Origin of the sequence: Rhodoblastus sphagnicola (genome assembly GCF_002937075.1) — a bacterium.
Lineage (GTDB): Bacteria > Pseudomonadota > Alphaproteobacteria > Rhizobiales > Beijerinckiaceae > Rhodoblastus > Rhodoblastus sphagnicola.
On sequence record NZ_NHSJ01000085.1, the window covers coordinates 1 to 25316 of the forward strand.

Annotated in this window: 25 protein-coding genes and 1 pseudogene; 12 read left to right on the forward strand and 14 right to left on the reverse strand. The window is 65.7% G+C overall.

All coding sequences use genetic code 11. The features are described 5' to 3' along the window. From CCR94_RS13675 to CCR94_RS13685, 3 genes and pseudogenes are all read left to right on the forward strand, one after another. Nucleotides 1-193 (forward strand): annotated as a pseudogene (locus tag CCR94_RS13675) (hypothetical protein); the annotation flags it as partial. Next, complete coding sequence (locus tag CCR94_RS13680) at nt 166-978, forward strand: TIGR00282 family metallophosphoesterase (RefSeq protein ID WP_104508411.1); 813 nt, start codon at nt 166-168, stop codon at nt 976-978. The pseudogene CCR94_RS13675 and the gene CCR94_RS13680, both read left to right, overlap by 28 nt. Before the next feature lie 79 nt (nt 979-1057). Further along, nucleotides 1058-1804, forward strand: a complete 747-nt coding sequence (locus CCR94_RS13685; RefSeq protein ID WP_104508412.1) for a YebC/PmpR family DNA-binding transcriptional regulator — start codon at nt 1058-1060, stop codon at nt 1802-1804. Between the two features lie 36 nt (nt 1805-1840). On the opposite strand, the gene CCR94_RS25500 is transcribed toward CCR94_RS13685, so the two are convergent. From CCR94_RS25500 to CCR94_RS13700, 3 genes are all read right to left on the reverse strand, one after another. Next, nucleotides 1841-2047, reverse strand: coding sequence for a hypothetical protein (locus CCR94_RS25500; protein WP_184421419.1), 207 nt, complete (start codon nt 2045-2047; stop codon nt 1841-1843). 134 nt (nt 2048-2181) lie between these two features. Next, nucleotides 2182-4482 (reverse strand): N-6 DNA methylase, encoded by a 2301-nt coding sequence (locus CCR94_RS13695; protein ID WP_158254758.1) that lies wholly within the window; start codon nt 4480-4482, stop codon nt 2182-2184. Further along, a complete protein-coding gene (locus tag CCR94_RS13700; protein WP_244594067.1) occupies nt 4457-5839 on the reverse strand; it encodes a cation-efflux pump in 1383 nt (460 codons plus the stop codon). Before CCR94_RS13700 ends, CCR94_RS13695 begins: the two co-directional genes overlap by 26 nt. Before the next feature lie 170 nt (nt 5840-6009). Between CCR94_RS13700 and CCR94_RS13705 the strand changes: the two genes are divergently transcribed. From CCR94_RS13705 to CCR94_RS13725, 5 genes are all read left to right on the forward strand, one after another. Next, a complete protein-coding gene (locus CCR94_RS13705) occupies nt 6010-6450 on the forward strand; it encodes a VOC family protein (RefSeq protein WP_104508414.1) in 441 nt (146 codons plus the stop codon). Next, nucleotides 6450-6629: a class II aldolase/adducin family protein gene (locus tag CCR94_RS13710; protein WP_104508415.1), complete on the forward strand. Its 180-nt coding sequence runs from the start codon at nt 6450-6452 to the stop codon at nt 6627-6629. The genes CCR94_RS13705 and CCR94_RS13710 overlap by 1 nt, the downstream gene beginning before the upstream one ends. Before the next feature lie 212 nt (nt 6630-6841). After that, nucleotides 6842-7231 (forward strand): hypothetical protein, encoded by a 390-nt coding sequence (locus CCR94_RS13715; protein ID WP_104508416.1) that lies wholly within the window; start codon nt 6842-6844, stop codon nt 7229-7231. Nucleotides 7232-7295: 64 nt separating this feature from the next. Then, the gene (locus CCR94_RS13720; protein ID WP_210302293.1) at nt 7296-7970 is read left to right on the forward strand and encodes a DedA family protein; all 675 of its coding nucleotides are present in this window, start codon (nt 7296-7298) and stop codon (nt 7968-7970) included. A 29-nt stretch (nt 7971-7999) separates the two neighbouring features. Then, nucleotides 8000-8650: a DedA family protein gene (locus CCR94_RS13725; RefSeq protein WP_104508417.1), complete on the forward strand. Its 651-nt coding sequence runs from the start codon at nt 8000-8002 to the stop codon at nt 8648-8650. Nucleotides 8651-9119: 469 nt separating this feature from the next. Here CCR94_RS13725 and CCR94_RS13730 read toward each other — a convergent pair whose 3' ends face one another. The 5 genes from CCR94_RS13730 to CCR94_RS13745 are packed head-to-tail and all read right to left on the reverse strand — an operon-like array spanning nt 9120 to nt 15261. Then, nucleotides 9120-9740: an SCO family protein gene (locus CCR94_RS13730; protein ID WP_104508418.1), complete on the reverse strand. Its 621-nt coding sequence runs from the start codon at nt 9738-9740 to the stop codon at nt 9120-9122. After that, nucleotides 9740-9868 (reverse strand): hypothetical protein, encoded by a 129-nt coding sequence (locus tag CCR94_RS26340; protein ID WP_275112815.1) that lies wholly within the window; start codon nt 9866-9868, stop codon nt 9740-9742. Before CCR94_RS26340 ends, CCR94_RS13730 begins: the two co-directional genes overlap by 1 nt. Before the next feature lie 49 nt (nt 9869-9917). Continuing rightward, a complete protein-coding gene (locus CCR94_RS13735) occupies nt 9918-13025 on the reverse strand; it encodes an efflux RND transporter permease subunit (protein ID WP_104508419.1) in 3108 nt (1035 codons plus the stop codon). Next, entirely contained in the window at nt 13022-14089 is a 1068-nt protein-coding gene (locus CCR94_RS13740; protein ID WP_104508420.1) for an efflux RND transporter periplasmic adaptor subunit, read from the reverse strand. The genes CCR94_RS13735 and CCR94_RS13740 overlap by 4 nt, the downstream gene beginning before the upstream one ends. Next, nucleotides 14086-15261, reverse strand: a complete 1176-nt coding sequence (locus CCR94_RS13745) for an efflux RND transporter periplasmic adaptor subunit (RefSeq protein WP_104508421.1) — start codon at nt 15259-15261, stop codon at nt 14086-14088. The genes CCR94_RS13740 and CCR94_RS13745 overlap by 4 nt, the downstream gene beginning before the upstream one ends. A 90-nt stretch (nt 15262-15351) precedes the next feature. Here CCR94_RS13745 and CCR94_RS13750 point away from each other — a divergent pair, with 90 nt between their 5' ends. After that, complete coding sequence (locus tag CCR94_RS13750) at nt 15352-15981, forward strand: TetR/AcrR family transcriptional regulator (protein ID WP_104508422.1); 630 nt, start codon at nt 15352-15354, stop codon at nt 15979-15981. Nucleotides 15982-15986: 5 nt separating this feature from the next. Here CCR94_RS13750 and CCR94_RS13755 read toward each other — a convergent pair whose 3' ends face one another. After that, entirely contained in the window at nt 15987-16328 is a 342-nt protein-coding gene (locus tag CCR94_RS13755; protein WP_104508423.1) for a copper-binding protein, read from the reverse strand. A 221-nt stretch (nt 16329-16549) separates the two neighbouring features. On the opposite strand from CCR94_RS13755, the gene CCR94_RS13760 reads away from it, so the two are divergent. Beyond that, nucleotides 16550-17878, forward strand: coding sequence for a class I adenylate-forming enzyme family protein (locus CCR94_RS13760; protein WP_338052990.1), 1329 nt, complete (start codon nt 16550-16552; stop codon nt 17876-17878). On the opposite strand, the gene CCR94_RS13765 is transcribed toward CCR94_RS13760, so the two are convergent. The 4 genes from CCR94_RS13765 to CCR94_RS13780 are packed head-to-tail and all read right to left on the reverse strand — an operon-like array spanning nt 17816 to nt 22708. Then, nucleotides 17816-18865, reverse strand: a complete 1050-nt coding sequence (locus CCR94_RS13765) for a mandelate racemase/muconate lactonizing enzyme family protein (protein ID WP_104508425.1) — start codon at nt 18863-18865, stop codon at nt 17816-17818. The genes CCR94_RS13760 and CCR94_RS13765 overlap by 63 nt on opposite strands. Beyond that, entirely contained in the window at nt 18862-19698 is an 837-nt protein-coding gene (menB, locus tag CCR94_RS13770) for a 1,4-dihydroxy-2-naphthoyl-CoA synthase (protein WP_104508426.1), read from the reverse strand. Before menB ends, CCR94_RS13765 begins: the two co-directional genes overlap by 4 nt. After that, entirely contained in the window at nt 19695-21365 is a 1671-nt protein-coding gene (menD, locus tag CCR94_RS13775) for a 2-succinyl-5-enolpyruvyl-6-hydroxy-3-cyclohexene-1-carboxylic-acid synthase (RefSeq protein WP_158254760.1), read from the reverse strand. Before menD ends, menB begins: the two co-directional genes overlap by 4 nt. After that, on the reverse strand, nt 21362-22708 hold the full coding sequence (locus CCR94_RS13780; RefSeq protein WP_104508428.1) for an isochorismate synthase: 1347 nt from the start codon (nt 22706-22708) through the stop codon (nt 21362-21364). The genes menD and CCR94_RS13780 overlap by 4 nt, the downstream gene beginning before the upstream one ends. Before the next feature lie 132 nt (nt 22709-22840). Here CCR94_RS13780 and CCR94_RS13785 point away from each other — a divergent pair, with 132 nt between their 5' ends. Both CCR94_RS13785 and CCR94_RS13790 read left to right on the forward strand, forming a co-directional pair. After that, nucleotides 22841-23560: a class I SAM-dependent methyltransferase gene (locus CCR94_RS13785; RefSeq protein ID WP_104508429.1), complete on the forward strand. Its 720-nt coding sequence runs from the start codon at nt 22841-22843 to the stop codon at nt 23558-23560. Between the two features lie 393 nt (nt 23561-23953). Beyond that, nucleotides 23954-24184 (forward strand): hypothetical protein, encoded by a 231-nt coding sequence (locus CCR94_RS13790; RefSeq protein WP_104508430.1) that lies wholly within the window; start codon nt 23954-23956, stop codon nt 24182-24184. A gap of 210 nt (nt 24185-24394) precedes the next feature. On the opposite strand, the gene CCR94_RS13795 is transcribed toward CCR94_RS13790, so the two are convergent. Further along, on the reverse strand, nt 24395-25297 hold the full coding sequence (locus tag CCR94_RS13795; RefSeq protein ID WP_104508431.1) for a 1,4-dihydroxy-2-naphthoate polyprenyltransferase: 903 nt from the start codon (nt 25295-25297) through the stop codon (nt 24395-24397). Nucleotides 25298-25316 lie beyond the last annotated feature (19 nt).

A 25316-nucleotide genomic window follows, 5' to 3' on the forward strand; every position in this document is an offset into this window, starting at 1 on the left:
TTACGACGCGACCCTGGCCGTCCTGCGGGCCGGGGAAAACTTTCTGGCGGCGGGCGGGCTCGCCTTCGCGCGGCAGCAGGCGGAAAACCTGCCGGTAGAAAAACACGACGCCCCGCTCGATTTCGTGATAACCGAACACAACATTCTGAATTTCATGGGAGACAAATGCGCCTTCTCTTCATTGGCGATGTGATCGGCCGCGCCGGCCGCGCGGCCATCGCGGAACATGTCCCGCGTTTGCGCGAAAAGCTTGGGCTGGATTTCGTGGTCGCCAATGGCGAGAACGCGGCGGGGGGGTTTGGGCTCACCGAAAACATTGCGCAGGATTTCCACAATTCCGGGGTGGATTGCGTCACGCTCGGCAATCATACTTTCGACCAGCGCGAAGCCCTCGTCTTCATCGAACGTGCGCCGCATGTGCTGCGCCCGGTCAACTATCCGCCGGGCACGCCGGGACGCGGCGCCTGGCTCTACGAGACCAAATCCGGAGCCCGCGTTCTCGTGGTCAGCGTGCTCGGCCGCGTCTTCATGGATGCGATGGACGATCCGTTCGCGGCGGTGGAGCGGGAACTTTCCGCCTGTCCGCTGGGACAGGCGGCGGACGCCATCATCCTCGACCTCCACGCCGAAGCCTCCAGCGAGAAGCAGGCGCTGGCCAATTTCGCCGACGGGCGCGTGTCCATGGCGGTCGGCTCGCACACCCACGTTCCCACCGCCGACTGGCGCATTCTGCCGCATGGCTCGGCGTTCCAGAGCGACGCCGGCATGACCGGCGACTACGATTCCGTGATCGGCATGGACAAGGATGAGCCGATCCGCCGTTTTATTCGGAAAACGCCGGGGTCGCGCTTCGAGCCGGCGGACGGCCCGGCGACTTTGTGCGGGCTGTTCGTCGAGACCAGGCCGAACGGGCTGGCGAAACGGGTCGAGCCGGTGCGAGTGGGCGGCCTGCTGGCGCAGGCGCTGCCAGAGGTCTAAGATGCTCGGCCCTTTTCAGCGGGCTTGCGCCCGATTATAAGGCGCGACGCGATTTCGAGCGGAAGCAACAGGGATTCCCATGGCCGGGCATAGTCAGTTCAAGAACATCATGCACAGGAAGGGCAAGGCCGACGCCGCCCGCTCCAAATTGTTTTCCAAACTGGCGCGTGAAATCACGGTCGCGGCCAAGCTGGGCCTGCCCGACCCCAACATGAACGCCCGTCTGCGCGCGGCCTGCATCGCCGCCCGCGTCGAAAACATGCCCAAGGACAATATCGAGCGCGCCATCAAGAAGGCCGCCGGCGCCGATGGCGAAAACTACGATGAAGTGCGCTACGAGGGCTACGCGCCCGGCGGCGTCGCCGTGATCATCGAGGCGCTGACCGACAATCGCAACCGCACGGCGGGCGAAGTGCGCTCCTATTTCACCAAGGCGGGCGGCGCGCTGGCGGAAACCGGCGCGGTTTCCTTCATGTTCGACCATGTCGGCGAAATCGACTTTGCCGCCAAGGCGGCGAGCGAGGACGCCATGATGGAGGCGGCGATCGAGGCCGGCGCCGACGACGTGGCCTCCACCCCCGACGGCCACGAAATCACCACCGCGCTCGAAAGCCTGGTCGAAGTGACCAAGGCGCTCGAAGCCAAATTCGGCGAGCCGACCAAGTCGAAACTGGTCTGGCGTCCGCAGAACACCATTGCCGTGGACGACGAGGCCGGCGAGAAGATTCTGAGACTGATCAACGCGCTCGAAGACAATGACGACGTGCAGAACGTCTACGCCAATTTCGAGATTTCCGACGCGCTGATCGCGAAGCTGGGCGGCTGATTTCAGCAGGGCGGCGGTTAACGCGCCGCCCGCATTTCACTTGTCGTTGGAGGCGTTCAGTTCGCCAAGCGCGATGGTGTCCGAGCCGCCAAGCGCGTCCAGCGCCATCGCCGTCAGACGCCGCAACGCCTCCGGCCTGTCCGGCGCATCCGGCTGGTTATTCCGCCACGCATCCAGCGCGGCGACATACCGCGCCGGCAGGTTGACGCTGATCCGGGCGCCGATTTCAACCGTGTCTGTCATGAGGGACATGACGCGCCGGACGGCCACAAGTTCCGCGCCGCGCGCCGGAAAGTGAACATCGCGATTTTGCCGCTGTTTTGGCCGCGCGCCGCAGCCGGAGCGCGCAAAATCATGGCGGAAAAGCGGCCCCACACTCAGCCGCCATCGAGCAGCCGCGCCACCAGGGCGTCGATCTTTTCCGCGACGCCGGCCTCGGTCAAACCGGCGCGGATCAGGGCGCGGGCGCGCTGGAATTTTACGCCCTCCGGCAAAACCACGCCCGCCGCGATCTCTTCCGCCCTGGCGGCGGTTCCGGCGAGAGCGAGATGCAGTCTGTCCTTGCCGTCGAAACGCGGAATCGGCAGGTTGAACATCACCTTGTCGAAATCCCGCGCGCCGAACCGGCCGCGCGACTGGAACGCCTCGATTCGGGCGCGCGCGGTTTCGCTGTTGAGGATGGCGCAGAGATAGAGGGCCTCGCTCTCGCGCGCGACCGCCGACCAGTAAAGCTTGTGATCGACGACCGCCGCCGCGTCTTTGACCATCATCGCGGCCGGACGATTTCCGGCCTTTGCGTAAACGACGCGCAAGGGCGCGACGGGAAACTGGCTGGCGAGCTTGCCGTAATAGTCGATTTGCTGAAGGAAGGAATGCGCGGCCGTCTGATTGTCCCGCCACAAGGTCTCGGCCTTGCGCATCCAGCCGTGCAACCCGGCGTAACCGCGATTGGCCGCGCCTTCCGCGTCGAGCAACTCGCCAGTTTGCGTAACCGGAATGACGCCTGCAAAAGTCTGGAACAGCCTGAAGGGCAGGATGCTTTCGCCCAACAGCACCGGGCGCAGGAATTCCGCCTCAACCTTGTTCTCGACGTCCGCCAAATCCTTCCACGGCTGCTTTTCCTGAGCGTTGCGCCGGCTGACGACAACAAGCGCGGAAGCATCGGCGCCCAGCCGCAAGCCCTCGCGCTCGACCAGACACAACATGCGCGGAAACAGAGTGGCGCCATTGAAAAAATGCGCCCGGTATACCGACCCGCCGACAAAATTCGCCACGTCCAGCGCCGGCGCGTTTTCGCGCACGGTCAGGCGCGCATCCGCCACCTCCTCCGACGCGTCGCGCAGCGGCAGACTGCCCGAATAAGCGCGCAGCCGATCCGGTGGCGCCTTCGCAATGGCGCAACGACGCCCGAACAGGACGCAGGCCGGAACCGGAAACAGCGGCTGGACGGATTCGTCCATCGTCCACGCCTCGTCCCACTGAATTTTCGCCGCGTGAAACGACCCGGAGCGCAGCGGCGCGAACTGCCCTCGCGTCAAAACCGCCATCGGCAGCACGAAGGCGATGCGCCCGGCCGGGCGCAGATAGAGCGTGGCGGCGCGCGCGGTGAACAGCGCGCACAGATCGTTCTGCGTCGCCAGCTTGCCGCCGACATAAACCCCCTCGCCCCGCGCCATGTCCTTGAAGCGCTTTTGCAAATCCGCGCTCATGTGGCGAAAGGCGACCCAGGGCGGATTGCCCACCAGCACATGCGCCCAGCCACACGGCGGCGGCGCCCCAAGCGTCAGCTCGCGCCCAGCCATGAATGCGCCGATCGAAGGCTGCATGGCGTCGCCGAGAGAGACCGGGATCGACAAACCGCCCTCGCGCGCGGCGAGCGCCGGGGCCAGCGCCAGCAGATAGGTCACGCGCGCGATGATGACGGCGACCGGATGAATGTCGATCCCCGCGACATGGTTGCACACCGCCTTGGCCCGCCGCGCCGGCGCCATCCCGCTTTCGTCGGCCTCGCGCAAAAAATTGCGGACGGCGTGAAAGAGAAACGCGCCCGAACCGCAGGCGGGATCGAGCACGCGCTGCTCCAGCGGACGGTCAACCGCATGGCGCACGACTTTCGCCGCCAGCCAATCGGGCGTGTAATATTCGCCGAGTCCATGGCGCTCGTCGCGGTCGACCAGCGATTCATAGAGGATTTTCAACACGTCGCTTTCGACTTCGGCGAGCCGGAAGCGCCGCACATGCGCCATGATGCGCCGCGCCAGCGCGATGCCCGCCTCGTCCGCCGTCACCCAGTCGAAAAAGTCGCTCTCAACCGCGCCATTGATGCCGGCGGCGGCCAAGGCTTCGCCCGAAAGCAGCCGGCGCGGATCATCCTCCGGCATCCGAATCAGCGCCAGCGCGATACATTTGGCCACGATGACGAGATAGCTGTGTTGCAGCCAGAGGTCGTCGCCTTCGATCTCGCGGCCATGGACGAGCTTCAGCAACTCAGCCCAAAGCCGCCGCTTGAGCGCGAGGGCCGGGTCGAGGCGCGCCCGCCGCCACAGCCGCGCCAATTCCTCGCGCGCGCGACAAAACGCCACGGACTCCCGTCCGAGTTCGATGCGAATGGTGGTCGGATCGGGCGCGAGCGACGATCTGGCGAGAATCGCCTCACGCCTCGTCGGCGGGCTCGGCATGGCCGACCACGCGCAACAGATGCGGCATTTTTTCGCGCAGCGCGCGCTCGATCTCCTCCAACGCCTCATGCGCGGCGGTCACGGAAAAGTTCGGCCAGACATGGGCGTGAAAATTGACCACCAGGCCTTCCCCCGTCACGCGGGCGCGCACGTCGTGAATGTCGGCGACGCCCACGTTGCCGGCCGCCGCCGCCTTCAGGGCGGCGGTGATGGTTGCGAGCGTGGCCGGATCGGCGTCACGGCCGGCGAGCGTGTGGCCGTGCAGCGGCTCGATATGGCTCTCGACTTCGATTTCCGTGCCGATTTCGGCGCGAATGTCGTCTTCCAGCGCCGTGGCTATGGCGTGGGCCTCGCCGGTGGTGAGCGCGCCGTCCACTTCGAGGTCGAAGGCGATGCAATCGCGGTCGCCGAGATGGTGAACGAAAATATGGTGGACGGCCAGCTTTTTGCGCGCCGCGATCATCACAAGGCGTTCCGCCAGCGTCTCGTCGTCCAGCGCGCGCGGGGAGGCCGCGACGGTCGCCTCGGTTTCCGGCGAGACCTCCGCGACGCAGGCGCGCACGGCGGCCTCGATTTCGGCGACGCGCTCCAGCGGCAGCGCGCGCGCCACGTCGATAAAGATTTCACCGAAGATCTTCGGGCCATTGGGGCGCAGCTTGATGTTCGCCACCGCCACCACGCCGGGAACCCGCCCGATTTCGGCGCGCAACCGGTCGGCGAGGCCTTCCGGCGCGCGATCGACCAGGGTGGCGATGGTCTCGCCGCCGAGCCGGAAGCCGGCATAGCCGATGAAGGCGGCCACGCCGAGCGCGCCGAGCGCGTCGCCCTGCTTGAAGCCGTAAGAATTGGCGATGAGGCCGAGCAGCACCAGCACCGAGGCGATGAGATCGCTGGCGAAATGCATGGCGTCGGCGGCGAGCGCATGGCTGCCGGTCTTCTTGGCGACCGCGTTCAGGGCGACAAAGCGGAAACTGTCCGCGACAATCGAAGCGCCGAGCACGCCAAAGGCCCACCACGACGCATCGATCAGTTCGCCGCCCTCGCGCAGCCGCCCGATCGCGGTAAACAGCACGTAGACCGAGAGGCCGACCAGCAGTCCGGTCACAACCAGGGCCGAAAGGCTCTCGTATTTGCCGTGGCCGTAATGATGGGTTTCGTCGGCGGGCTTGTTGGCCTCGCGCACGGCGAAATAGGTCAGGATGGTCGCGCCGGTGTCGATGGCGTTATGCGCCGCCTCCGACAGCAGCGCCAGCGAGCCGGAAACCAGTCCCGCCGCCACTTTACCCAGCGTCATCAAGGCGCTGACGGCGATGGAGCTGAGCGCGACCTGTTCCTTGAGGGCGGCGTCTTCGGTCACTTGATCTCCTGAGCTTGTCGCTCTCGAATACCAGAACCGAGGCGGCTGTGGAAGGCGCGCGAAAGCGCACGCCTCTTGCAGCCAAACGCGCCGACGGATGTTACAAGGATGGCGCCACAGCCCCCGGACACGGTTTGGCGTCGGCAATTTTGCGCGTAAGGGAGTTTGTCATGCGCTATCTTCACACCATGATCCGCGTCGCCGATCTCGACGCCGCGCTCGATTTCTTTCTCGGCAAGTTCGGCATGGTGGAGATCCGCCGCATCGACAACGAACAGGGCCGCTTCACCCTGGTCTATCTCGCCGCCGACGAAGACGTCGCCCATAGCGCCGACACTGGCGCGCCCCTGCTCGAACTGACCCACAACTGGGACCCGGAAACCTACACCGGCGGCCGCAATTTCGGGCATCTGGCCTATGCGGTCGACGATATCCACGCCACGTGCGAGCGGCTGGAGAAAGCCGGCGTCGTCATCAACCGCCCGCCGCGCGACGGCCGCATGGCCTTCATCCGCACCCCCGACGGCATTTCCATCGAATTGTTGCAGAAGGGCGAGGCCCTGACGCCTCGGGAGCCCTGGGCCAGCGCCGCCAATGTGGGAAACTGGTGATGTCCCGGGATTTGGCGCGCGAAAAGGAAAGAATCGTGGCCGCGTGCCGGGCGATGAACGCGCGCGGCGTCAACCAGGGCGCCGCGGGCAACATATCCATGCGCCTGGGCGCGGACATGCTGATCACCCCGAGCGGGGTCGATTACGACGAACTCGCCCCGGACATGATCCTGCGCTAGAGCCACGATGCGTTTCCATGGAAACGCATCATGCTCTAAAGGGTAGCCTCGCGAATGGTTAACCTTAAGTAACCGCTAAAATTTTCACGGCAAAGTGATTCGGGGCAGACGCCAACGCGCGTTATGCTTGTTTCGAGCCCAAACATGTTCGTGCCGGCGTTGCGCGCCTCGTCCCCCAGACCCGTCGCTTCTCAAGCTGAACGGAGACATTCATGGAATCCAGTGAATTGTTCCGCTCCTGCGCCAACGAACATGTCGCCGCCGCAGCGCTGCTGTGCGTGGGCGGGGCGCTCGTGAGCCGGATCGACCAGGCCGCGCTGCCAGCCGGCCTGACGCGAGGCGCGCTGGTCGCGAGCCTGGTCTCGGACTACGAGCGCAAGGCGTCTCCCGCATTGCGCAGGCTACTCGCGCGCGGCATGCGTCGCGCCGAAATGCCCATTCTCGCGGGCTTGCGGCATGTGCTGGACTGCGCGCTCGCCGGCGCATTCGATCTGGCGCCGCGGCGCGCGCGTCGGTCCCAATGGCGCGCGCCCGCCCTGAACTGGGTCGCCGAATCCGCGCCCTTCATCTGCGGCGAACCACGCCACGCCCTGCATTCCTGACGCGCGCGCTTGCAATCGGCCTCATGGATCCGCATATCGGCTTCTTTGCAAAGAGAGGCCGCCCTTGCCTGACTTCCACGCGCTCTGGATTCATTTCGGCGCTTATCTGACCCAGTTCGGGCCTTGGGCGGTGTTTTTCCTCGTCGCCCTGGAGAGTTCGGGCATTCCCCTGCCCGGCGAAACCAGTCTCGTCGCCGCCGCCGTGCTGGCGGGAAACAGCCATGACGGCTCCATAACGCAAATCGTCGCACTGGCGGCGGCCGGCGCCATCGTCGGCGACAATATCGGGTTCTGGGTGGGGCGCGAATACGGCTTCAGGCTGCTGCTGGCCCATGGCGACAAGATCGGCCTCGACGAGGACCGCCTCAGACTCGGCCAATATCTGTTCCAGCGCCATGGCGGGGCCATCGTGTTTTTCGGCCGGTTCGTGGCCGTGCTGCGCGCGTTCGCCGCCGTGCTCGCCGGCGCCAACAAATTGCCGCCCTTCCGTTTTTTCCTGTTCAATGCGGCCGGAGGAATTGTGTGGGCTTGCATCTTCGGCTTTGGCGGCTATGGTCTCGGGGCCGATTTCCACCGCATCGCCGGTCCGTTCGGTGTTGCGGCGCTGGCGCTGGCGCTGGTGGGTCTCGCAATCTTCAGCCGTTATCTGCGCAAACATGAGGCGAGGCTGATCGCGCGGGCCAGGGCGGCTTTGCCCGGACCGCTGGACCTGAACGAAAAGGCGGGATCTTCCGGTTGATCCGCCGACAGGGAGGATGTTGACGCGTCGTGTTGATTGAAACCATTAAGCCGCTGATCGCGCAGCACGCCTATCTGGCGGTTTTTTGCATCGTCGCCCTGGAGAGTTCCGGCCTTCCATTGCCCGGCGAAACCGCGCTGGTGCTGGCCGCCATGTTCGCCGGCGCCACCGGCCTCATCGACATCAAGCTCGTTATTGTGCTGGCGGCGGCCGGCGCGATCCTCGGCGACAATCTGGGGTTTCTGGCGGGACGGCGTTTCGGCCTGCCGCTGCTGCTCAACCACGGCCACAGGCTCGGGCTCGGCGACGAACGCATCAAACTCGGGCAATATCTGTTCGCCCATCACGGCGCGAAAATCGTGTTCTTCGGGCGTTTCATCGCCCTGTTGCGCATATTCGCGGCGTTTCTCGCCGGCGTGAACCGTTATAGCTGGGGCCAGTTCCTGTTTTACAACGCCAGCGGCGGCATCATCTGGGCGCTGGTGTTCGGACTGGGCGGCTATGCCTTCGGCGACGCCTTCGAGCGCGTCGCCGGCCCGCTGGGCAAGATCACCCTGGGCTGCGTCGTGATCGGCATTTTCGTGGGCTGGTGGCTGATCCACACCCAGGAACAGAAGTTTATCGCCCGCGCGGTCAAGGCGTATCCGGGGCCGCTGCGCGGGGAAGGCGCGGCGGAGTAGGCGCGATGGCTCGCGCGCAACAGCCTTGAATTTGCATGACCTAATGTCATTAGCCGCTCACAGTTGAAAGACCGTGAGCGGCTGAGAAGCCAATTATCGACGCGGCAATTTACGCCAGTGGGCCGAGACGTGCTCAAGCTGCCCGAAACGAACGCGACAATATTCATCGATCCAGACCATCGGGAATACTCCGAGAAATCTGAAGCGGCCTCACGGGCTATTGGTCATGGGCGCGCAAGTCACAACGACCATCGATTGATGACTGCGAGGCCGCAGCCGCCACCGAATCGACCAAATTTTGGGGAGAGGGAAATTAGCCGCTATTCATGCGAGCTCTCCGTCAACGGGATGCCTACGCCATCACGGCGCTGGACAATGGTGCGAATATGATTCGCCTCTAAATATTATGATGAATCGTATTCAAGGTCAAAAGTACAAATAGGATGAGGTTCTGATAGGTACTGGCGCTTTACAGCGCGGCGCGTAAATCCGCCGCCGCCGCCTCGGGCGGGCGGTCCAAATTAAAACTGCGCGCGAACCGCCCCTCGCGGTCCATCAGATAGATCACGGCGCTATGGTCCATGCTGTAGTCGCCGGAGGGGGTGGGGACTTTTCGCGCATAGACGCGATAGGCGGCCAGCATCTTGTCCACCTCGGCGCGGTCGCCGGACAGTCCGATGATGCGCGGATCGAAATTTTGAGCGTATTCGGCCATCAGATCCGGCGTGTCGCGCTCGGGATCGACGCTGACGAACAGGACTTTGATCTTCGCCTCCGGCCCCAGCGCCTTCAAGACCTGCGCAATTCTCGCAAGCGTCAGCGGGCAGACGTCCGGGCAATGGGCGTAGCCGAAGAAGACGAGAAAAGGCGCGCCGCGCAAATCGGCCTCGGTGACGGTCGCGCCGCCGCCGGTGTGGAGCCGGAACGGGCCGCCGATCGCGGTCGCCGTCGCTTGCGAGGCCGGCTTGTCCACCAGCAGGCTGACGCCCCAACTCGACAATCCCAGCAGGGCGAAAACCCCGGCGACCACGGTCCAAGGGGGGCGCGCGCTGGTCTTGGTGGATTTGTCGATCTTGGGGGATTTGGCCATCAGAAGCAGGTCCAGGCGGCGTTGAGCGCGTTGACGAACACGAGCGGCCCATAAGCCGCCCAGAGGGCGCCCGCGAAGGCCGCGACCGCGAGGCCCCCGCCGAAGATCAGAACTCGTGTCCGCGCCATCGCCCGCCTCCGACGTTTAGATGGCGTGGATCGCCGTATCTGTCCAGACTCAAGCCCCCACCGGGCCGAACCGAGGGTCGCGCGACGTCTCTCCGGCCGGAGCGCCGCTGTCAGGCTCGGGCCGGGGAATGCGGAACCAGGCGAGATAGAGCGCCGGCAGGAACAGCAGGGTGAGCACCGTGCCCACGATAATGCCGCCCATCATGGCATAAGCCATCGGCCCCCAGAAGATTTCGCGGGAGATCGGGATCAGCGCCAAAGTCGCGGCGGCGGCGGTGAGCATGATCGGCCGCATCCGGTGCTGGGTCGCCTCGCGCACGGCGTCCCAGGCCGCAACCCCCTCCTTCAGCAAGGTCTCGATCTGGATGATCAGGATCACCGAATTGCGGATGAGAATGCCGATCAGCGCGAGAATGCCGAGGATCGCCACAAAACCCATGGGCTTGTGGCTGGCGAGCAGGGCGATCGAGACCCCGATCACGGCGAGAGGCGCCACGGCGAACACCAGGAACAGGCGGTTGAAGCTCTGCAACTGGATCATCAATATGGTCGCCATGACCAACAGCATGACCGGGAACACGGCGTTGATCGGGCCTTGCGACTTTCCGCTCTCCTCCACCGCGCCGCCGACCTCGACCTTGTAGCTGGGCGGCAACGACTCGGTGAATTTCAGCACGTCGCCGGCGAGTTGCTGCACCACGGTCGCCGGCTGGATATCGCCGTTGACGCCGATCTTCAGGGTCACGGTCGGCAGGCGCGCGCGCCGCCAGATGGTGGGCTGCTCCAGCGCGAAATCGACGCTGGCCACCGCCGCGAGCGGCACCGCCTGCCCGCCAGTTCCCGGCAATTGCAGGTTTTGCAGCGTATCGACGGAAGCGCGTTCGCCGCCCCTGGCGCGGGCGACGACATCGACCAGATAGATGTCGTCACGAATTTGCGTCACGGTCGCGCCATTGACCACGCTGTTGAGGGCGGAGGCGATGTCCTGCGACGACACGCCGAGCGCGCGCGCCTTGTCCTGAAGCACATTGACCTTCACCACCCGCGCCGGTTCGCCCCAGTCGAAGGTGACAATGCCGAGATTGGGGTTCTTGGCCACGATATTGGCGAGTTCGCGCGATTTTTCGCGCACACCCTGAATATCCGGGCCGCTCAGGCGATATTGCACGGGACGGCCGACCGGCGGGCCGATGTCGAGCAGATGGATGAAGGCGTCGGTGCCGGGAAAGGTCTGGCGCAGCCAGTCGGCATATTTGCCGATCAGCCGGTCGCGCGCCTCCAGGTTCTTGGTGAGGATCACGGTCTGGCCGAAGGCGGCGTTGGCCGGCTGCACGTCGAAGGCGAGCACGAAGCGCTTGGCGCCTTCGCCGATATAGCTGGAATAAAGCGCGATGTCCGGTTCGCCCGCCAGCATCTCCGCTTCAAATCGCTTGATCTGCGCGTCGGTCTCGTAGATCGAGCTGTTCTGCGGCAGGTTCCAGTCGACGATCAGCTCGGGCCGGTCGGACGAGGGGAAGAACTGCTGCTGCACGAAACCCATGCCCACAATGGCGCAGGCGAAAACCCCGAGCGTCGCGCCAATGGTGAGCCAGCGCCGGTTCATGCAGAACTCCAGCGCGCGCTCGAAGGCGCGCACGATAAAGCCCTTGCCGGTTTCGTGATGGCCCTTCATGGTTTTGGGCAGCAGGGTGACGCCGAGCAGCGGCGTGAACAGCACGGCCACCAGCCAGGACACGACCAGCGCCACCGCAATCACCACGAACAAGGTGAAGGTGAATTCGCCGGCGGCGCTGTCGTTGAGGCCGACCGGAATGAAACTCGCCACGGTGACCAGCGTGCCCGTGAGCATGGGGAAGGCCGTGCTGGTGTAGACGTAGGTCGCGGCCTTGCGCAGGCTGTCGCCGAGTTCGAGCCGCGCCACCATCATTTCCACGGCGATCATGGCGTCATCGACCAGCAGGCCCAGCGCGATGATCAGCGCGCCCAACGAAATGCGCTGCAAGGAGATATGCGTTTCCCGCATGACCAGGAAGGTGATGGCCAGCACCAGCGGAATGGCGATGGCCACCACCAGGCCGGCGCGCCAACCCAGGCTGATGAAGGAAATGCCGAGCACGATGATCACGGCTTCAATCAGGCCGCGGGTAAAACCGGACACCGCTTCCTCAACCACCTTGGGCTGGTCGGAAACGCGGAAGACATCGGCGCCGATGGGCAGGTCGGCCTTGATCTTGTCCAGTTCCTTGTCGAGCGCCGCGCCGAATTCGAGCAGATTGGCGCCGGCCTTCATGCCAATGGCGAGGCCGATGGCCGGCTGGCCGTTGTAGCGGAACAGGTTTGAGGGCGGATCGACATAGCCGCGCTTGATGCTGGCGATGTCGGACAGGCGGAAGAAGCGGTCGTTGACGCGCAGATTGATGGCGCGCAGGTCGTCCTCCGAGGTGAACTGGCCGCTGACCCGCACGAAAATCTGCTCCGGGCCGGCTTGCACCGCGCCGGAGGGGGTGACGGCGTTCTGCGCGGCCAGCGTGGTCATGATCTGCTGCATGTCGACGCCGAGCGCGGCGACCTGTCGCGTGGAAAATTCGAGATAGACCGCCTCGTCCTGCGCGCCGATCAGATCGACGCGGCCGACATTGGGCGTGGTGAGAATTTTGGCGCGGGCGTCCTCGACCTGGTCGCGCAACTGGCGATGGGTCAGACCGTCGGCGGTGAAGGCGAAAATATTGCCGTAGACGTCGCCGAAGCGGTCGTTGAAGAACGGCCCCTGCACGCCGGAGGGAAAATCCGCCTTGATGTCCGCGACCATGTTGCGCACCCGCGCCCAGATCGACTCGACGTCCTTCGCCTTGGTGGTGTCCAGCAGGTTGACGAAGACGATGGTGTTGCCGGCCGTGGTGATCGAGCGGGTGAAGTCGAGCGATTCCAGCTCTTCCATCTTGCGCTCGATGCGCTCGGTGACCTGGTGGGTGACCTCTTCCGCCGTGGCTCCAGGCCAATTCGCCTGGACGATCATGGTCTTGATGGTGAAATTGGGATCTTCCTCGCGGCCGAGGCCGAGATAGGCGAAGGCGCCGGCGATCACGAAGACGATCATGAAATACCAGATCAGCGAGCGCCGGTTGAGCGCCCAGTCGGACAGATTGAAACCGCTCACTGCGCGCCCCCGAATAACCTGATGTATTGGCCTTCCCGCAGCCGGTGAACGCCGGCGATCACCACGCGTTCGCCCTCATGCAGACCGCCGCGCACCAGAAAACGGCCGTCGCGGTCGGGCGCGACGTCGATCTGACGCAATGAAACCCGCATGCTCTGGGGATCGACGACGAAGACGCTTGTCCTGTCGCCCTCCTGCAACAGCGCGAAGGGGGGGAGACGGATGAGCGTGTCCGAGCCCGAGGCGACCCGCGCGGAAATGGTCGAACCCAGCCGGAACTCCGGGGGCGGATTGTCCAGCGCGATTTTCAGGCGCCGCGACCGCGTGGCGGCGTCGGATTCCGGCGAGATCTCGCGCAAAATCCCCGAGGCGGTCACCAGGGGATCGATCTGCAACGCGACGGTGAATTTCTCGCCCAGCAAAAAGGCGTCGATCACCGCTTCCGGCGCGTCGATCACCGCATCGCGCCGGCTGGGCTCGGCCACGGTGACGACCGCCTGGCCCGGCGAAACCGTCTGGCCGATTTCGGCGGAGGTCGCCGTGACAATGCCGGAATATTCGGCCTTGAGCACGGTATAGGACAATTGCTCGCTGGCCTTGACCAGCGACGCCTCCGCCTGCTGCATGGCGGCCTGCGACGAGGCGCGCGCCTGCTCGGCGCTTTCGAAGGCGGCCTGCGAGGCGGTCTTCTTGGCCAGCAACGCGCTCTGGCGCCCTTCGGTGGCGGCGGCGTTGTCGAACTGCGCGCGCGCGCTGGCGAGCGTCGCGGCGGACGCGCGGGCGGCGGCCTCGTAGGCGGTGGGATCGATCGCCGCGATGATCTGGCCGGCTTCGACGCGGTCGCCGGCTTTGACGGGACGGGAGATGATCCGGCCGAGCACGCGAAAACTCAGCGCGCTCTGGGTTTGCGGCTGGATCACGCCGGAAAAGGCGGTGTCGAAGGCCGGCGCCGCGGTGGCGACCATTGTCATGGCCGGGCGCGGCGGCTCGGTCTTGGGCTGTTGCTTGCCGCAAGCGGCCAGCGCAACGAGGACCGCCAGCGCAAGGACGTGGGAGGACTTCATTTCAGCGCCTCTCCTTGCAGGGAATCCTGGTTCTGGATGCGCACGATCTGAGTCTCGCGCAAGAACTTCGCCCCCTCGGTGACGACGAGATCGCCGGGCGTCAAACCGTCCTTCAGCACGACATGTTCGCTTTCATAGACGGCGATGGTCACCTTGCGCAGGGCGGTTTGGCCGCTGGCGGGATCGACCGTCCACACCGCCGGCGCGCCGCCGGCGCTGGTCAGCGCGCTCCAGGGCAGCACGACGACATCCGACATGCGCCAGACCGCGCGCCCGGTGATGGCGGCGCCGAGCGGAAATTTGGCCTGATCGGCGTCGATCTGGACCTTGGCCTGAATGGTGCCCGTGCGCGAATCGATCACCGGCGAGATTTCCCGGATGTGGCCGCGCGCGGTGACGCTGGGGTCGGCGATCAGGGCGAGATTGATGCCCTTGATGTTGGGCGGATGCGAGAACGGGGTTTCATAAAGCGCGAAAACAGCGTCGCGCGGCCCGTCCTCCGCGAAGCTGAAGGCGGACTGCGCCGCCTGCGCCACCTGCCCGACCTCGATGTTGCGCGCCGTGATGACGCCGTCATGCCCGGCGACCAGTTTTGTATAGGACAGCGCGTCCTGCGCGGTCGCCACCTGCGCCTTGGCCACATCGAGCGAGCCCACGGCGCCGCGCAGGGCCTGGTCGGCTTGATCGTAAGCCGCCTGCGTGGTGAAGCCGTTGACGAGCAGGCTTTTTTGGCGATCGAAGGTGGACTTGGCCTGGCGCCAGCTCGCTTCGGCGCCGGCGAGTCCGGCCTTGGCCGAATTGAGATCGGCCTGCTGTTCCGACGGGTCGAGTTCGGCGAGCACGGCGTCGGCTTGCACATGCTGGCCAACGTCACCCTTGCGGTCGATCACCCGGCCGGAAACCCGGAACGACAACTCCGTCTGCACCCGCGCCCGCACGGCGCCGGAGAGGACCAGTTCGCGGTCGCGGCTCTCCAGCGCAACCTTTTGCGCCACCACGTTCAGGGGCGGCGCGCCGCGCGGTTTCGCATCCTCGCCGCAGCCCGAGAGCGCCAGAATCCCCGAAAGCGCCAGAATCCCCGAGAGCGCCAAAGTCCCCGAATGCCCGGGGAGCAAGGCGGCGGCGCAGGCATGGGGTCCGGTGTGCGGACCAGGACGCAGGCCATTTGACATCGGGTTCCCGTCGAATGAATTGGATTTTCGTTGCCCAGTGAATTATTACTGACTGACCGGAAAGTCAATATAACGTGAAGGGCGTTCGCATTGTTCAAGTGTGAGGGGTTCCGCCGCCGTCGCAAGGCCGAGCGTCCCGCCGAAATCCTGGATGCGGCCTTCGCGGCCTTCGCCGACCGCGGCTATGCGGCGACCCGCCTGGAGGATGTGGCCGCGCGCGCCGGCGTCACCAAGGGCACGATCTATCTCTATTTTCCGACCAAGGAAAAATTGTTCGAGGACATGGTGCGCAGCCATTCGGCCGGCCTGCTCTCGGAGGCCGACGCGTTCCTGGCCGGGGCCGAAGGCACCAGCGCGGACAGGCTGCGGACGCTGCTGCATTTCCTCTACACCCGCTGCGTGGAAGACCGGTGCGGCCGGGAGATCCTGCGTTTCATGGTGGCGGAAGGCAAGCTTTTCCCGCAACTGGTCGCCGAGAATTACCGCGATTTCGTGATGCCCATGCTCGCAATGGTCAACGCCCTGGTGGACCAGGGCGTGGCGGCGGGACAGTTTCGCGCCGACCTGCCCCGCGAAACCGTGCGCATTGTCATCGCGCCGACGTTCTTTCTCAGCGTGATCCGGTTGATCTTCGGCGATGCGCCGCCCGTGGACGAAGAGGCCTATGTCGAGGCCCACATCAACATGGCGCTGGCCGGCCTGCTGGCGAAGCCGGCCTGAGCGAATCACCGCGCCGGCGCGGCGCGGGAAATTTCCAGCAATTGGTAGGACTTGCCTTCCAGCGCGAAGGTGACGGACTCGCCGATCTTCAGGCCTTCGAGGATTTTGGCCGGCTTGGCTTGATATTGCATTTCCATCGCGTCCATCAGGCCGGGAATCGCCTCGTGATCGATGGAGACGAGGCCCGAGGCCACGTCGAGGCCGGTGATCCTGCCCTTGCCATGAAATATCCTGTCGGCCTGGGCCACGACGACGGGTTTGTTCGACGCCAGGGCCGCGCTCGCGATGCAGGCCAAGGGGGCGCAAGGCAGGACGGACAGGGCGGCGGCAAGAACGGAAATCTTCATGAGGGAGGGCCTTTGATGTGGTCGCTACGCCCAGTCTAAGCAAACATTCTTTGGCTCGCCAACGAATGTTTGCTTAGACTTCTTTGTTTGAGCAGGATTTTTATCCGAAAACCGGCGGCCACTTTTCGGAAATCCTGCCTGGTTTCGACGCCAGAGCTTCGCAAACGCCCAAAACTGCGATGGCTTGCGCGCAAACAGCGCCGCGCTTATCCATGACCGCGATGCTTACCCCCCTTTTTGGCCGCCGCGCGGCTTCGCTCGTGGAAAGATTGCGGAGCGCGGGCGCAAGGCCCGGTCGGCCCATCGTCGCCGCCACGGCCTCGGCCGAGGCTTTGGCCACGGCGGCTTGCGCGGCCTTTGCGCTCGATTGCCCTTTCTTTCCGCTCGATCCCGGCCTGCCCGACGCCATCGCCAAGACTCTGGTCGATCAGATCGGCGATTGTCTGACGATTGGCGAAGGTCGCGGGCTGTCCACCGAAGACATCCTCGCCCTGGCGCCCGGCCCCGCGCTGGATTTTTCACCCCCGCGCGGCCCGGCCCTGCTGATCGCGACCAGCGGATCGTCGGGACGGCCAAAAGCCGTCGTCCTCACCGGCGCGGCGCTCGCGGCCTCGGCGCAAGCCTCGGCGAAAGTCACGCCGCTGCGCCCCGGCGACCGCTGGCTGGCCTGCCTGCCGCTGTTCCATATCGGTGGATTTTCCATTCTCGCCCGCTGCGCCTTTTCCGGCGCGGAGGCGTTGCTGCATCAGGGATTTGAGCCCGAGCGGGTTTTTCGCGCCTTGGTCGAAAATCGCGCCACCCATGTTTCGCTGACGCCGACCATGCTCGCGCAACTGCTGGCGCTGGAACACCCCGCGCCGCCCGCGCTGCGCCATGTCCTCGTCGGCGGCGCGGCTCTGTCCGCCGAACTGGCGCGCCGCGCCGCCGCCGCCGGCTGGCCGATCCAGCCGACCTACGGCATGAGCGAGACCTGCGCGCAAATCGCGACCCTTGAAAACCTGCCGGCCGACTGGAAGGCGGGACGCGTGGGCCGCCCTCTCGACGGCGCGGAGATCGCCCTGCATGGCGACGGCCGGCTGAAGGTGCGCGGCCCCATGCTGATGCACGGCTACGCCAATCCGGATTTTTCGCCGGGCGACGGGCTTTGCGACGGCTGGTTCGTCACCAACGACCTCGCCGAGATCGCCCCGGACGGCGCCTTGACCATTCTGGGTCGCGCCGACGAAACCATTTTGACCGGCGGCAAGAAGGTTTTTCCCGCGACCGTCGAGAACCTGCTCGCCGCATGCCCCGGCGTCGATTTCGTCGCGGTCGCCGGCCGCCCCGATCCCGTCTGGGGCGAAATCGTCACGGCGGTTTTTTGTGGGGCCATGTCCCCAGACGATCTCCTGACCTGGTGCCGCGCCCATATAACCGGCGCGTTCCGCCCGCGCGCGGCGGTGCGGCTCAAAAAGCCGCCGCTGCTCGCCAACGGCAAGCCCGACCGGCTAAAACTGCGCGAACTCGCCCTCGGGCGCCAGACCGAGCCCGGCGCCGTCCGGCAAGATTAGGGCGCCGCTGCGCAGGGCCAGCGGCGTCGCGACATCGCGCGCCAGCCAGGAACTCGTCGCCAGCCCATGCGCCCGCGTCGGATTGAGAACGGCGGCGAGTTGCGCGGCGGCGGCGACGCCGATGGCCGAATCCACCACGGAGGTGATCACGACCTCCATGCCCACGGCGGCGGCTGTTTCCGCAAGGCGCAGCGTGGCGTCAAAGCCGCCGATACGCGCGGGTTTCAGCACCAGCCGGCGCACGGCGCGCGCGGCGAACAGCTTTTCCGGTCCAAGCTCGAACAGCGATTCGTCCACGGCGAGCGCGAAGGCGTATCGGTCCTGCAATCGGCGCAAGTTTTGGAGCGAGGGCCGCGCCAAAGGCTCTTCCACGCCGTCGATAGGCAAATCCGCGACCCCGTCGAGGAAGCAGCGCGCGTCCTCCCCGCTCCAGGCGCGATTGGCGTCGAGGCGAAACCGGATTTTTGCGGCGGAAGCCAGTTCACGAAGCCGGCGCGCCTCGTCGCCCAAATCCCCGACGCCGACCTTGATCTTGACGATCTGAAAACCTTGCGAAAGCGCGCCCGCGACGCGCGCGGCGCAGCCCTCGTCCAGCGCCCCGGCCGCCGCATTGACCGCGACGCGCGTCGCGGGCCTTCCGCCGAGCGCCTGATGCAGCGGCAAGCCGCGTCGGCGCGACGACAGATCGAGCAAAGCGGTCTCCACCGCCCAGCGCGCCTGCGCGTTGTCAATCGCCTCAAGCCCGGCGCAGGCGGCGTCAAATGTGGCGTCGCGCAAAAATTCCGCCGCGCGGTCGAGCGCGGCGAAAACCGCGTGCTCCTGCGCGTCCGAAAAACTCGGCAGCGGCGCACAATCGCCCCAGCCGGCGAGACCATCGGCGAAGACGCCGATCAGCATCCCCCGCCGCGCGCGGAGCGTCGCCCGCGCCGCGCGCCAAGGTTTTATCAGCGGCAGCGCATAGGGGCGAAGGACGACCTTCTCAATCACGGCCGGCGCGTGAAGCGGGAAAAATCCGGCGGGCGCTTTTCCACAAAAGCGTCGCGGCCTTCCTGGCCCTCTTGCGTCATGTAGAACAGAGCGGTGGCGTTGCCCGCCAGTTCCTGCACGCCCGCCAATCCATCGGTGTCGGCGTTGAAACCGGCCTTCAGCACGCGCAGGGCGGTGGGCGAATGGCGCAGCATTTCGCGGCACCAGATCATGGTCTCCTCCTCCAGCCGCTCCAGCGGCACGACGGTGTTGACCAGCCCCATCTCCAGCGCCTCGGCCGCGTCATACTGGCGGCACAGGAACCAGATTTCCTTGGCCTTTTTCATCCCGACCGCGCGCGACATCAGTCCGGCGCCGAACCCGGCGTCGAAACTGCCGACCTTTGGCCCGGTCTGGCCGAAGCGGGCGTTTTCGGCGGCTATGGTCAGGTCGCAAACGAGATGCAGCACATGGCCGCCGCCGATGGCCCAGCCAGCCACCATCGCCACCACCGGCTTCGGCAGGGTGCGGATCATGCGTTGCAGGTCGAGCGCGTTCAAATGGTTGACGCCCTTGGCGTCGCGATAGCCGCCATCCTCGCCGCGAATTTTCTGGTCGCCGCCCGAGCAAAACGCCTTGTCGCCAGCGCCGGTGAGGATGACGACGCCGACCTCGGGGTCCATCCGCGCCATGTGCAGCGCGGTCATCATTTCATCGAGCGTTTCCGGGCGAAAGGCGTTGTGCCGATCCGGGCGGTTGATGGTGATGCGGGCGACGCCCTCCGCCTTGTCGAACAGAATATCCGCAAATTTTTGATCCGATGCCGGCTTCCAGGCGATGGGCGAAGGGGTCACGAACAGCTCTCCTTTTGGCAAGAAGCAAAAAAGTCTTTGCAGCGCGACAGGCTGAACGCGCGGTCGATGGCGACATGGACAATGGCGCCGCCGCCCGCGAGGTTTGCCAAAACCGCCGCGACGGCCGCGCTGGTCGTTTCCGCCGCGATATAGCGAAGGCCGAAAGCTTTGGCGAGGGCGGCGGGGTCATAGGCCTGCGGCGTAATCCACGCGCGCTCGAACTCGGGCAAGGCGGCTTGCGCAAGATGATCGAAAATGCCGCCGCCGCGATTGTCGAGCAGCAGGACGGTCAGTTCTTGCGCGCGCATCAGCGCCAGCGCGTTGAGATCGTGCAGAAAGGCGAGGTCTCCAAGCACGGCGACAGCGGGACCAAGCGCGCGCGCCACGCCCAGCGCGGTCGAGAGATTGCCGTCAATGCCGCTCAAGCCCCGATTGCCGAAAATTTTCAGCGCACAGGAGGCGCGGCCGGAAAACCATTCGGCCGAGCGGATGGTGAGGGAATTGGCCAGGAATACCGGCGTTTGTTCCGGCAGCGCGGAGAGCAACCGGCGCAGCAGCGCGCCCTCGAAAGGCGTTTCATCCGCGCAGGCGGCTTCCGCCGCGCCCGCCGCCGCCTTGTCACACTTCAAAAGCCCTTGCGCCCATGCGGGCGGGGCGGGACGCCCCCGAACATGCGCGCAAAAAAGCGCCGGATCGGCCTGAATGAGATGGGTCGCGGTTCGGTCGGGATCGGCGAAACGCGCGCAGTCGGAGACGACGATCTGGGTCGCGCCACGTCGTCCGCGCAAAAAATCGGAGGTCGCGCGGCAGACCGGCGTTCCGCCGAAACGCAACGCCCAGTCGAACGGCGGATTTTTCCGCGCCACGGCGTCGGGATGGGCGAGAATTGCGGCGTCGGAAGCGCAGAAACGCAGGCCGGACAGCACGTCGGCGAAAACGGGCGCGCCGAGGCGCCGCGCCAACCCGATAACAGCGGCGCGGGCCTCGCCGCCCAAATTTTCGGGGCCGCAGACAATCACGCCATCGCCGACCAGCAGATCCGAAACCTGTTCGACGACCACTGGATCGGGCGCGAGCCGGCCGGTTGCAACCAGCGGCGCGGCGAAAACCTCCGGCGCCGGCGGCGCGCCCGCGGGCGTCAGCGGCTCGCGCAGGGGGACGTTGACATGGACCGGGCCAGGCATGGGAAAGCGGCTGGCGGCAACAACCCGCGCCGCGAAAGCCGCCAGCCAGTCGATCCGCGCCTCCGGCGGCGGCAGGGCGTGGAAGGCGCGGACGTGGACGCCGAACAGGGCGCTCTGGTCCATGGTCTGATTGGCGCCGCAATCGTGCAATTCCGGGGGACGGTCGGCCGAAAGCAGCAGCAGCGGGACGCGCGCGCTGTCGGCTTCGACCACGGCCGGCGCCCAATTGGCGATGGCCGATCCCGACGTCGCGATCAGCGCCACCGGGCGGTTTTCGGCCTTGGCCAGCCCGAGCGCGAAAAACGCCGCCGAACGCTCGTCCACGATCATCTGGACGTCAAGATCGGGATGGCGCAGCGCGGCCAGCGTCAGAGGCGTCGAGCGCGACCCCGGCGACGCCACCACGCGCCGCAGGCCGGCGCGCGCGAAACCGTCGAGCAGGGCGCGCGCCCAGTCGTAACCCAGTCGCGCCGGATCGCTCACGTCGGGCCGCCGCCCAGAATGTCGAAAAACGTCGTCAGCTTCAGTTCGGTTTCGGCCCATTCGGCGTCGGGATCGGATTCCGCCATAATGCCGCCGCCGGCCCACAGCCGCGCCTCGCGGCCCTCGATTTCAGCGCAGCGCAGCACGACGGCGGCCTCGCCATCGCCCTCGACATCGATCCAGCCGGCAAGACCGGTGTACAGCCCGTCCCGGCGTTCTTCGGTGTCGCGCAGAAAGGCGCGCGCCGGGGCCTTGGGCCAGCCGAGCACGGCGGGCGTGGGATGCAGCGCGGCAATGGCGTCGAGCAGGTCAAAATTTTCGCGCAAATGTCCGGTCACGGGCGTCCACAAATGCTGCAAGCGGGGCAGGCGCATCAGGCCGGGTTCCGGCGCGTGGAAAACCTCGTCGCACATCTCGCGCATGGCGCCGGCGATGGACTCGACCACCAAGGCGTGCTCCCGCCTTTCCTTGACGCAGGCGAGCAGGTTTTCCGCCGCCTGGGCGTCGTCCGCCGGCGCGGCGAAGCGGGGCGCCGTTCCCGCGAGCGCATGGCTGACGAGCCCGCGGCCGCGCTTGACCGCCAGGAGTTCGGGGGTCGCGGCGAGGGCGCAGCCGTTGTGGCTGGGGAATTTTACGACGCGGCCTTCCACGCAACCCTGCGCCATGCGCCGCGCCAGCGCATCCACGTCAATCGGCGCGTGCAACATGACGACGCGTTTGCGCGCCAGCACCACTTTTTCGAGTTTTTCCGCCTTGATCGCCTTGGTCGCGGCGCGCACCCGCGCGCGCCATTCGTCGCGGCTTGGAAAATCTTCCTGGCGCTCGATGGCGCCCTGCGTTTCCTTGGCCGCCGGCGCCGTCAGGGCGCGAAAAGTCTCGCCCCATTGCCGGGCCAGCGCGGCCGCCGGCGCGAAATCGCGGAACCCGGTCAGGACGAGGACACAGCGCCCCCCGTTCCGGCGCAACAAAAGTTCGGGCACGCTAAGCCGCGCCGCGCCGCCGATCGGCGCCGGGGGGGCCGTCAGAAACGCGACGGGCGCCTGCCCCGCGCCCAGCCGAACCCACCGCCGGCAGGCCGCGCGCCAGCGGTCCACGCCGATGTCGCCAAATCCGGGGACCGCGCCGGCGCCTAGGAAATCCTCGGTCGGCGCGATCCACATCCGGTCGGCGCGACCGTTGCGGGCGAGGTCGAACAGGGCTTCGGGCAGATCGAGGCTAAGGCTCAGCAGGCTGCCGCCCGGCGCCGCCGCGATGCGCTCCATCCAGGGCGTCAAGGCCGCGTCGAGCCAATCGCTGGACGCGGCTTGGCTCTCCGGTTTCGAACGTAGCGCGACACTGCCCAAACTTGCGCTCCCTGCCGTAAGGTGATCCAGATAGCGCAATTCTGCGCCAGTTTCGATCTTTAGTTCTTGATCGGCGACAAAGACGGGGCGCCGTCGCCGGGCTAGCCGGTGTGGCGATTCAAGGAGCGTGACATGACCGGGACGCCCGACAACAGCTTTGGCTTTCGCGCCGTCGCGCCGGACGAGCGCCGCGCGCGGATTCGCCGCGTCTTCAAAGGCGTCGCCCCGCGCTACGACCTGATGAACGACCTGATGTCCTTCGGTCTGCACCGGCTGTGGAAGCGCTGGCTGATCGCGGCGGTGGCGCCGCAGCCGGGCGAAAAAATCGTCGATCTCGCGGGCGGGACCGGCGATGTCGGCGCGGGGCTGGCCGGGCCGGACCGCTGCGTCGCCGTCTGCGATCCCAGCGTCGCCATGATGGAGGCGGGCCGCAAACGCGCGTTGGCGCATTTGCAATGGATCGCCGGCGAGGCCGAATCCCTGCCTTTCGCCGAAAACTCCCTCGACGGCCTGACCATTTCCTTCGGCATCCGCAATGTCACGCGCCTGCGCGACGCGCTCGCCGAAATGCACCGGGTGCTGAAACCGGGCGGACGGGCCTTCTGCCTGGAGTTTTCCAAACCGGCCGCGTGGCTCGCGCCGTTCTACAACCTGTTTTCGTTCCAGGTCATTCCGCGCCTGGGCGCCCTGGTCGCCAACCAGCCGGAGGCCTACGCCTATCTGGTCGAATCGATCCAGCGTTTCCCCAATCAGGAGGAACTCGCCGCCCTGTTCCGCGACGCCGGGTTTTCGCGTGTGACTTACCGCAATTTCAGTTTTGGCATCGTCTGCCTGCATATAGGACGAAAATAATAGAATTTTGATGCAGTCGTCCGTCACATTTGGGCGCGGCGCGCTTGATGCAATGATGGAGATCTACGGGGGGCGGGAGTTGAGCGAAGTCACAACCAATGGCCGTTGAATCGCCAATCCCGCTCTAGAGCCTTTTCAAGCGAAGCGGACACCGGCTCGCGTGAAGAAAATGCGTTAAAACAAGAATCTAGAGTGTTTTCATGTTTCCACGAAACGTTAAAATACTCTAGACTCTTTGATTTCGCATGATCTTTTTCCAAAAACCGGCGCCCACTTTTTGGAATCATGCTTTAAGTGACCAATTACACGGGTCCCCCGTTACGGTGGTCACTGTCAGGTATTGCATTGCGCATCGTAGGACTTCGCGGTCCACCTTCGAAAGACCGCATCAACATGGAACCGGATAAATTATTGGAATGCGCCATCATCAACTTGTATTATGCTAGAGCCGAGCTGCGTGGCGCCCCTGGCCGCGCCTCAATCCTGCGCGCCAGAAATCACATAAAAGAAGCGCTCAGCGATTTGTCGTCTCTTGACCTTGGAGGGCGCGTTGCACGCTCCACGCGCAAAGAAGAGGCCTTTCCGGAGGCCGACCATGTGTACGAGGCGCAACGTCTGAAGTAATGTCCGAGCTGAGAGCCGTCGCTCAAGGGTTCGAGGACAAGGCGCCTGCGGCCTGACTCTGCGGGTCCAATCGATAGAACGCTTTTCTGGCCGTTTCGTCCTTTCCGCCGATTTTCCTTTGCTGATGGCTTCAGCGAGGAAAGCGTGGACGTCGTCCTCGCGCCGATCTCTGCCGATCAGGGTTTGCTTGCATCGGCCGGACAAATGCGGTCAGACCATTGCCCCGACGCACAGCAGCAGCGAAAACAAGGCCTGCGTCTGTGCGGTCTGGGCCAGCAGGGTGTTGAGGCCGGGACCGGGCTGTTCCAAAAACAGCCGGCGCGCCTGCATCGCCGCGAGCGGCAACGCCACAAGCGCCAGACCCATGTGATTGTGCGGGGCGGACCGCACCAGCGGCGCCAGCAGCGCGAAGGGCGCGAGCATCATGGCGGCGAACAGCCAGCGCGCCCGCGCCGGTCCCGCGACGATCGCCAGTGTGCGGCGCCCGACCCGCGCATCGGCCGCCGCATCGCGAAAATTGTTGACCATCAGCACGCCCGCCGCGAACAATCCGACCGCAAGGCCGGCGAGAACCGGCGCGAGCGCCAGCGCCCCGGCGCACAGCCAATAGGTTCCGCACACGGCGGCCAGCCCAAAAAAGGCGATCACGAAGATTTCGCCGTAGGGCGAGTAGGAAATCGGTCTTTTGCCGCCGGTATAGGCCCAACCCGAGGCGATGGAGGCGAGGCCGAGCAACAGGATCGGCCAGCCGCCGACGGCGATCAGGTAGACTCCGCCGAGAGCCGCGAAGCCGAAGGCGCCAATGGCGGCGCGCTTGATGGCCTCCGGCTCCAGCAGGCCGCTGGCGGCGGCGCGCAATGGCCCGAGCCTGTCAGGCCCGTCGCCGCCGCGCTCGAAATCCTTGGCGTCGTTGAACAGGTTTGTCGCGATCTGGATGCACGCGGCCGACAGCATGGCGACCAAAGTGGCGGCGACATGGGTCTTGCCGGCGACCAGCCAGGCCAGCGTCGCGCCAACGAGGACGGGGGCGAGCGCCATGGTCAGCGTGCGCGGACGCATGGCGCCGATCCAGGTCGAAAAGATTGGCGTCGCGTCGGAATTGGTCACAGTCATCGCGACACTCTACCTCTCG

What these genes read in the sequence shown, in the direction of transcription:
- CCR94_RS13710 (WP_104508415.1), top strand. Translation starts at nt 6,450, where the DNA reads ATGTCCCGGGATTTGGCGCGCGAAAAGGAAAGAATCGTGGCCGCGTGC.
- CCR94_RS13795 (WP_104508431.1), bottom strand. Translation starts at nt 25,297, where the DNA reads ATGACTGTGACCAATTCCGACGCGACGCCAATCTTTTCGACCTGGATC.
- CCR94_RS13680 (WP_104508411.1), top strand. Translation starts at nt 166, where the DNA reads ATGCGCCTTCTCTTCATTGGCGATGTGATCGGCCGCGCCGGCCGCGCG.
- CCR94_RS13740 (WP_104508420.1), bottom strand. Translation starts at nt 14,089, where the DNA reads ATGAAGTCCTCCCACGTCCTTGCGCTGGCGGTCCTCGTTGCGCTGGCC.
- CCR94_RS13760 (WP_338052990.1), top strand. Translation starts at nt 16,550, where the DNA reads ATGCTTACCCCCCTTTTTGGCCGCCGCGCGGCTTCGCTCGTGGAAAGA.
- CCR94_RS13790 (WP_104508430.1), top strand. Translation starts at nt 23,954, where the DNA reads ATGGAACCGGATAAATTATTGGAATGCGCCATCATCAACTTGTATTAT.
- CCR94_RS13785 (WP_104508429.1), top strand. Translation starts at nt 22,841, where the DNA reads ATGACCGGGACGCCCGACAACAGCTTTGGCTTTCGCGCCGTCGCGCCG.
- CCR94_RS13715 (WP_104508416.1), top strand. Translation starts at nt 6,842, where the DNA reads ATGGAATCCAGTGAATTGTTCCGCTCCTGCGCCAACGAACATGTCGCC.
- CCR94_RS13695 (WP_158254758.1), bottom strand. Translation starts at nt 4,482, where the DNA reads ATGCCGAGCCCGCCGACGAGGCGTGAGGCGATTCTCGCCAGATCGTCG.
- CCR94_RS13705 (WP_104508414.1), top strand. Translation starts at nt 6,010, where the DNA reads ATGCGCTATCTTCACACCATGATCCGCGTCGCCGATCTCGACGCCGCG.
- CCR94_RS25500 (WP_184421419.1), bottom strand. Translation starts at nt 2,047, where the DNA reads ATGACAGACACGGTTGAAATCGGCGCCCGGATCAGCGTCAACCTGCCG.
- CCR94_RS13745 (WP_104508421.1), bottom strand. Translation starts at nt 15,261, where the DNA reads ATGTCAAATGGCCTGCGTCCTGGTCCGCACACCGGACCCCATGCCTGC.
- CCR94_RS26340 (WP_275112815.1), bottom strand. Translation starts at nt 9,868, where the DNA reads ATGGCGCGGACACGAGTTCTGATCTTCGGCGGGGGCCTCGCGGTCGCG.
- CCR94_RS13730 (WP_104508418.1), bottom strand. Translation starts at nt 9,740, where the DNA reads ATGGCCAAATCCCCCAAGATCGACAAATCCACCAAGACCAGCGCGCGC.
- CCR94_RS13685 (WP_104508412.1), top strand. Translation starts at nt 1,058, where the DNA reads ATGGCCGGGCATAGTCAGTTCAAGAACATCATGCACAGGAAGGGCAAG.
- CCR94_RS13755 (WP_104508423.1), bottom strand. Translation starts at nt 16,328, where the DNA reads ATGAAGATTTCCGTTCTTGCCGCCGCCCTGTCCGTCCTGCCTTGCGCC.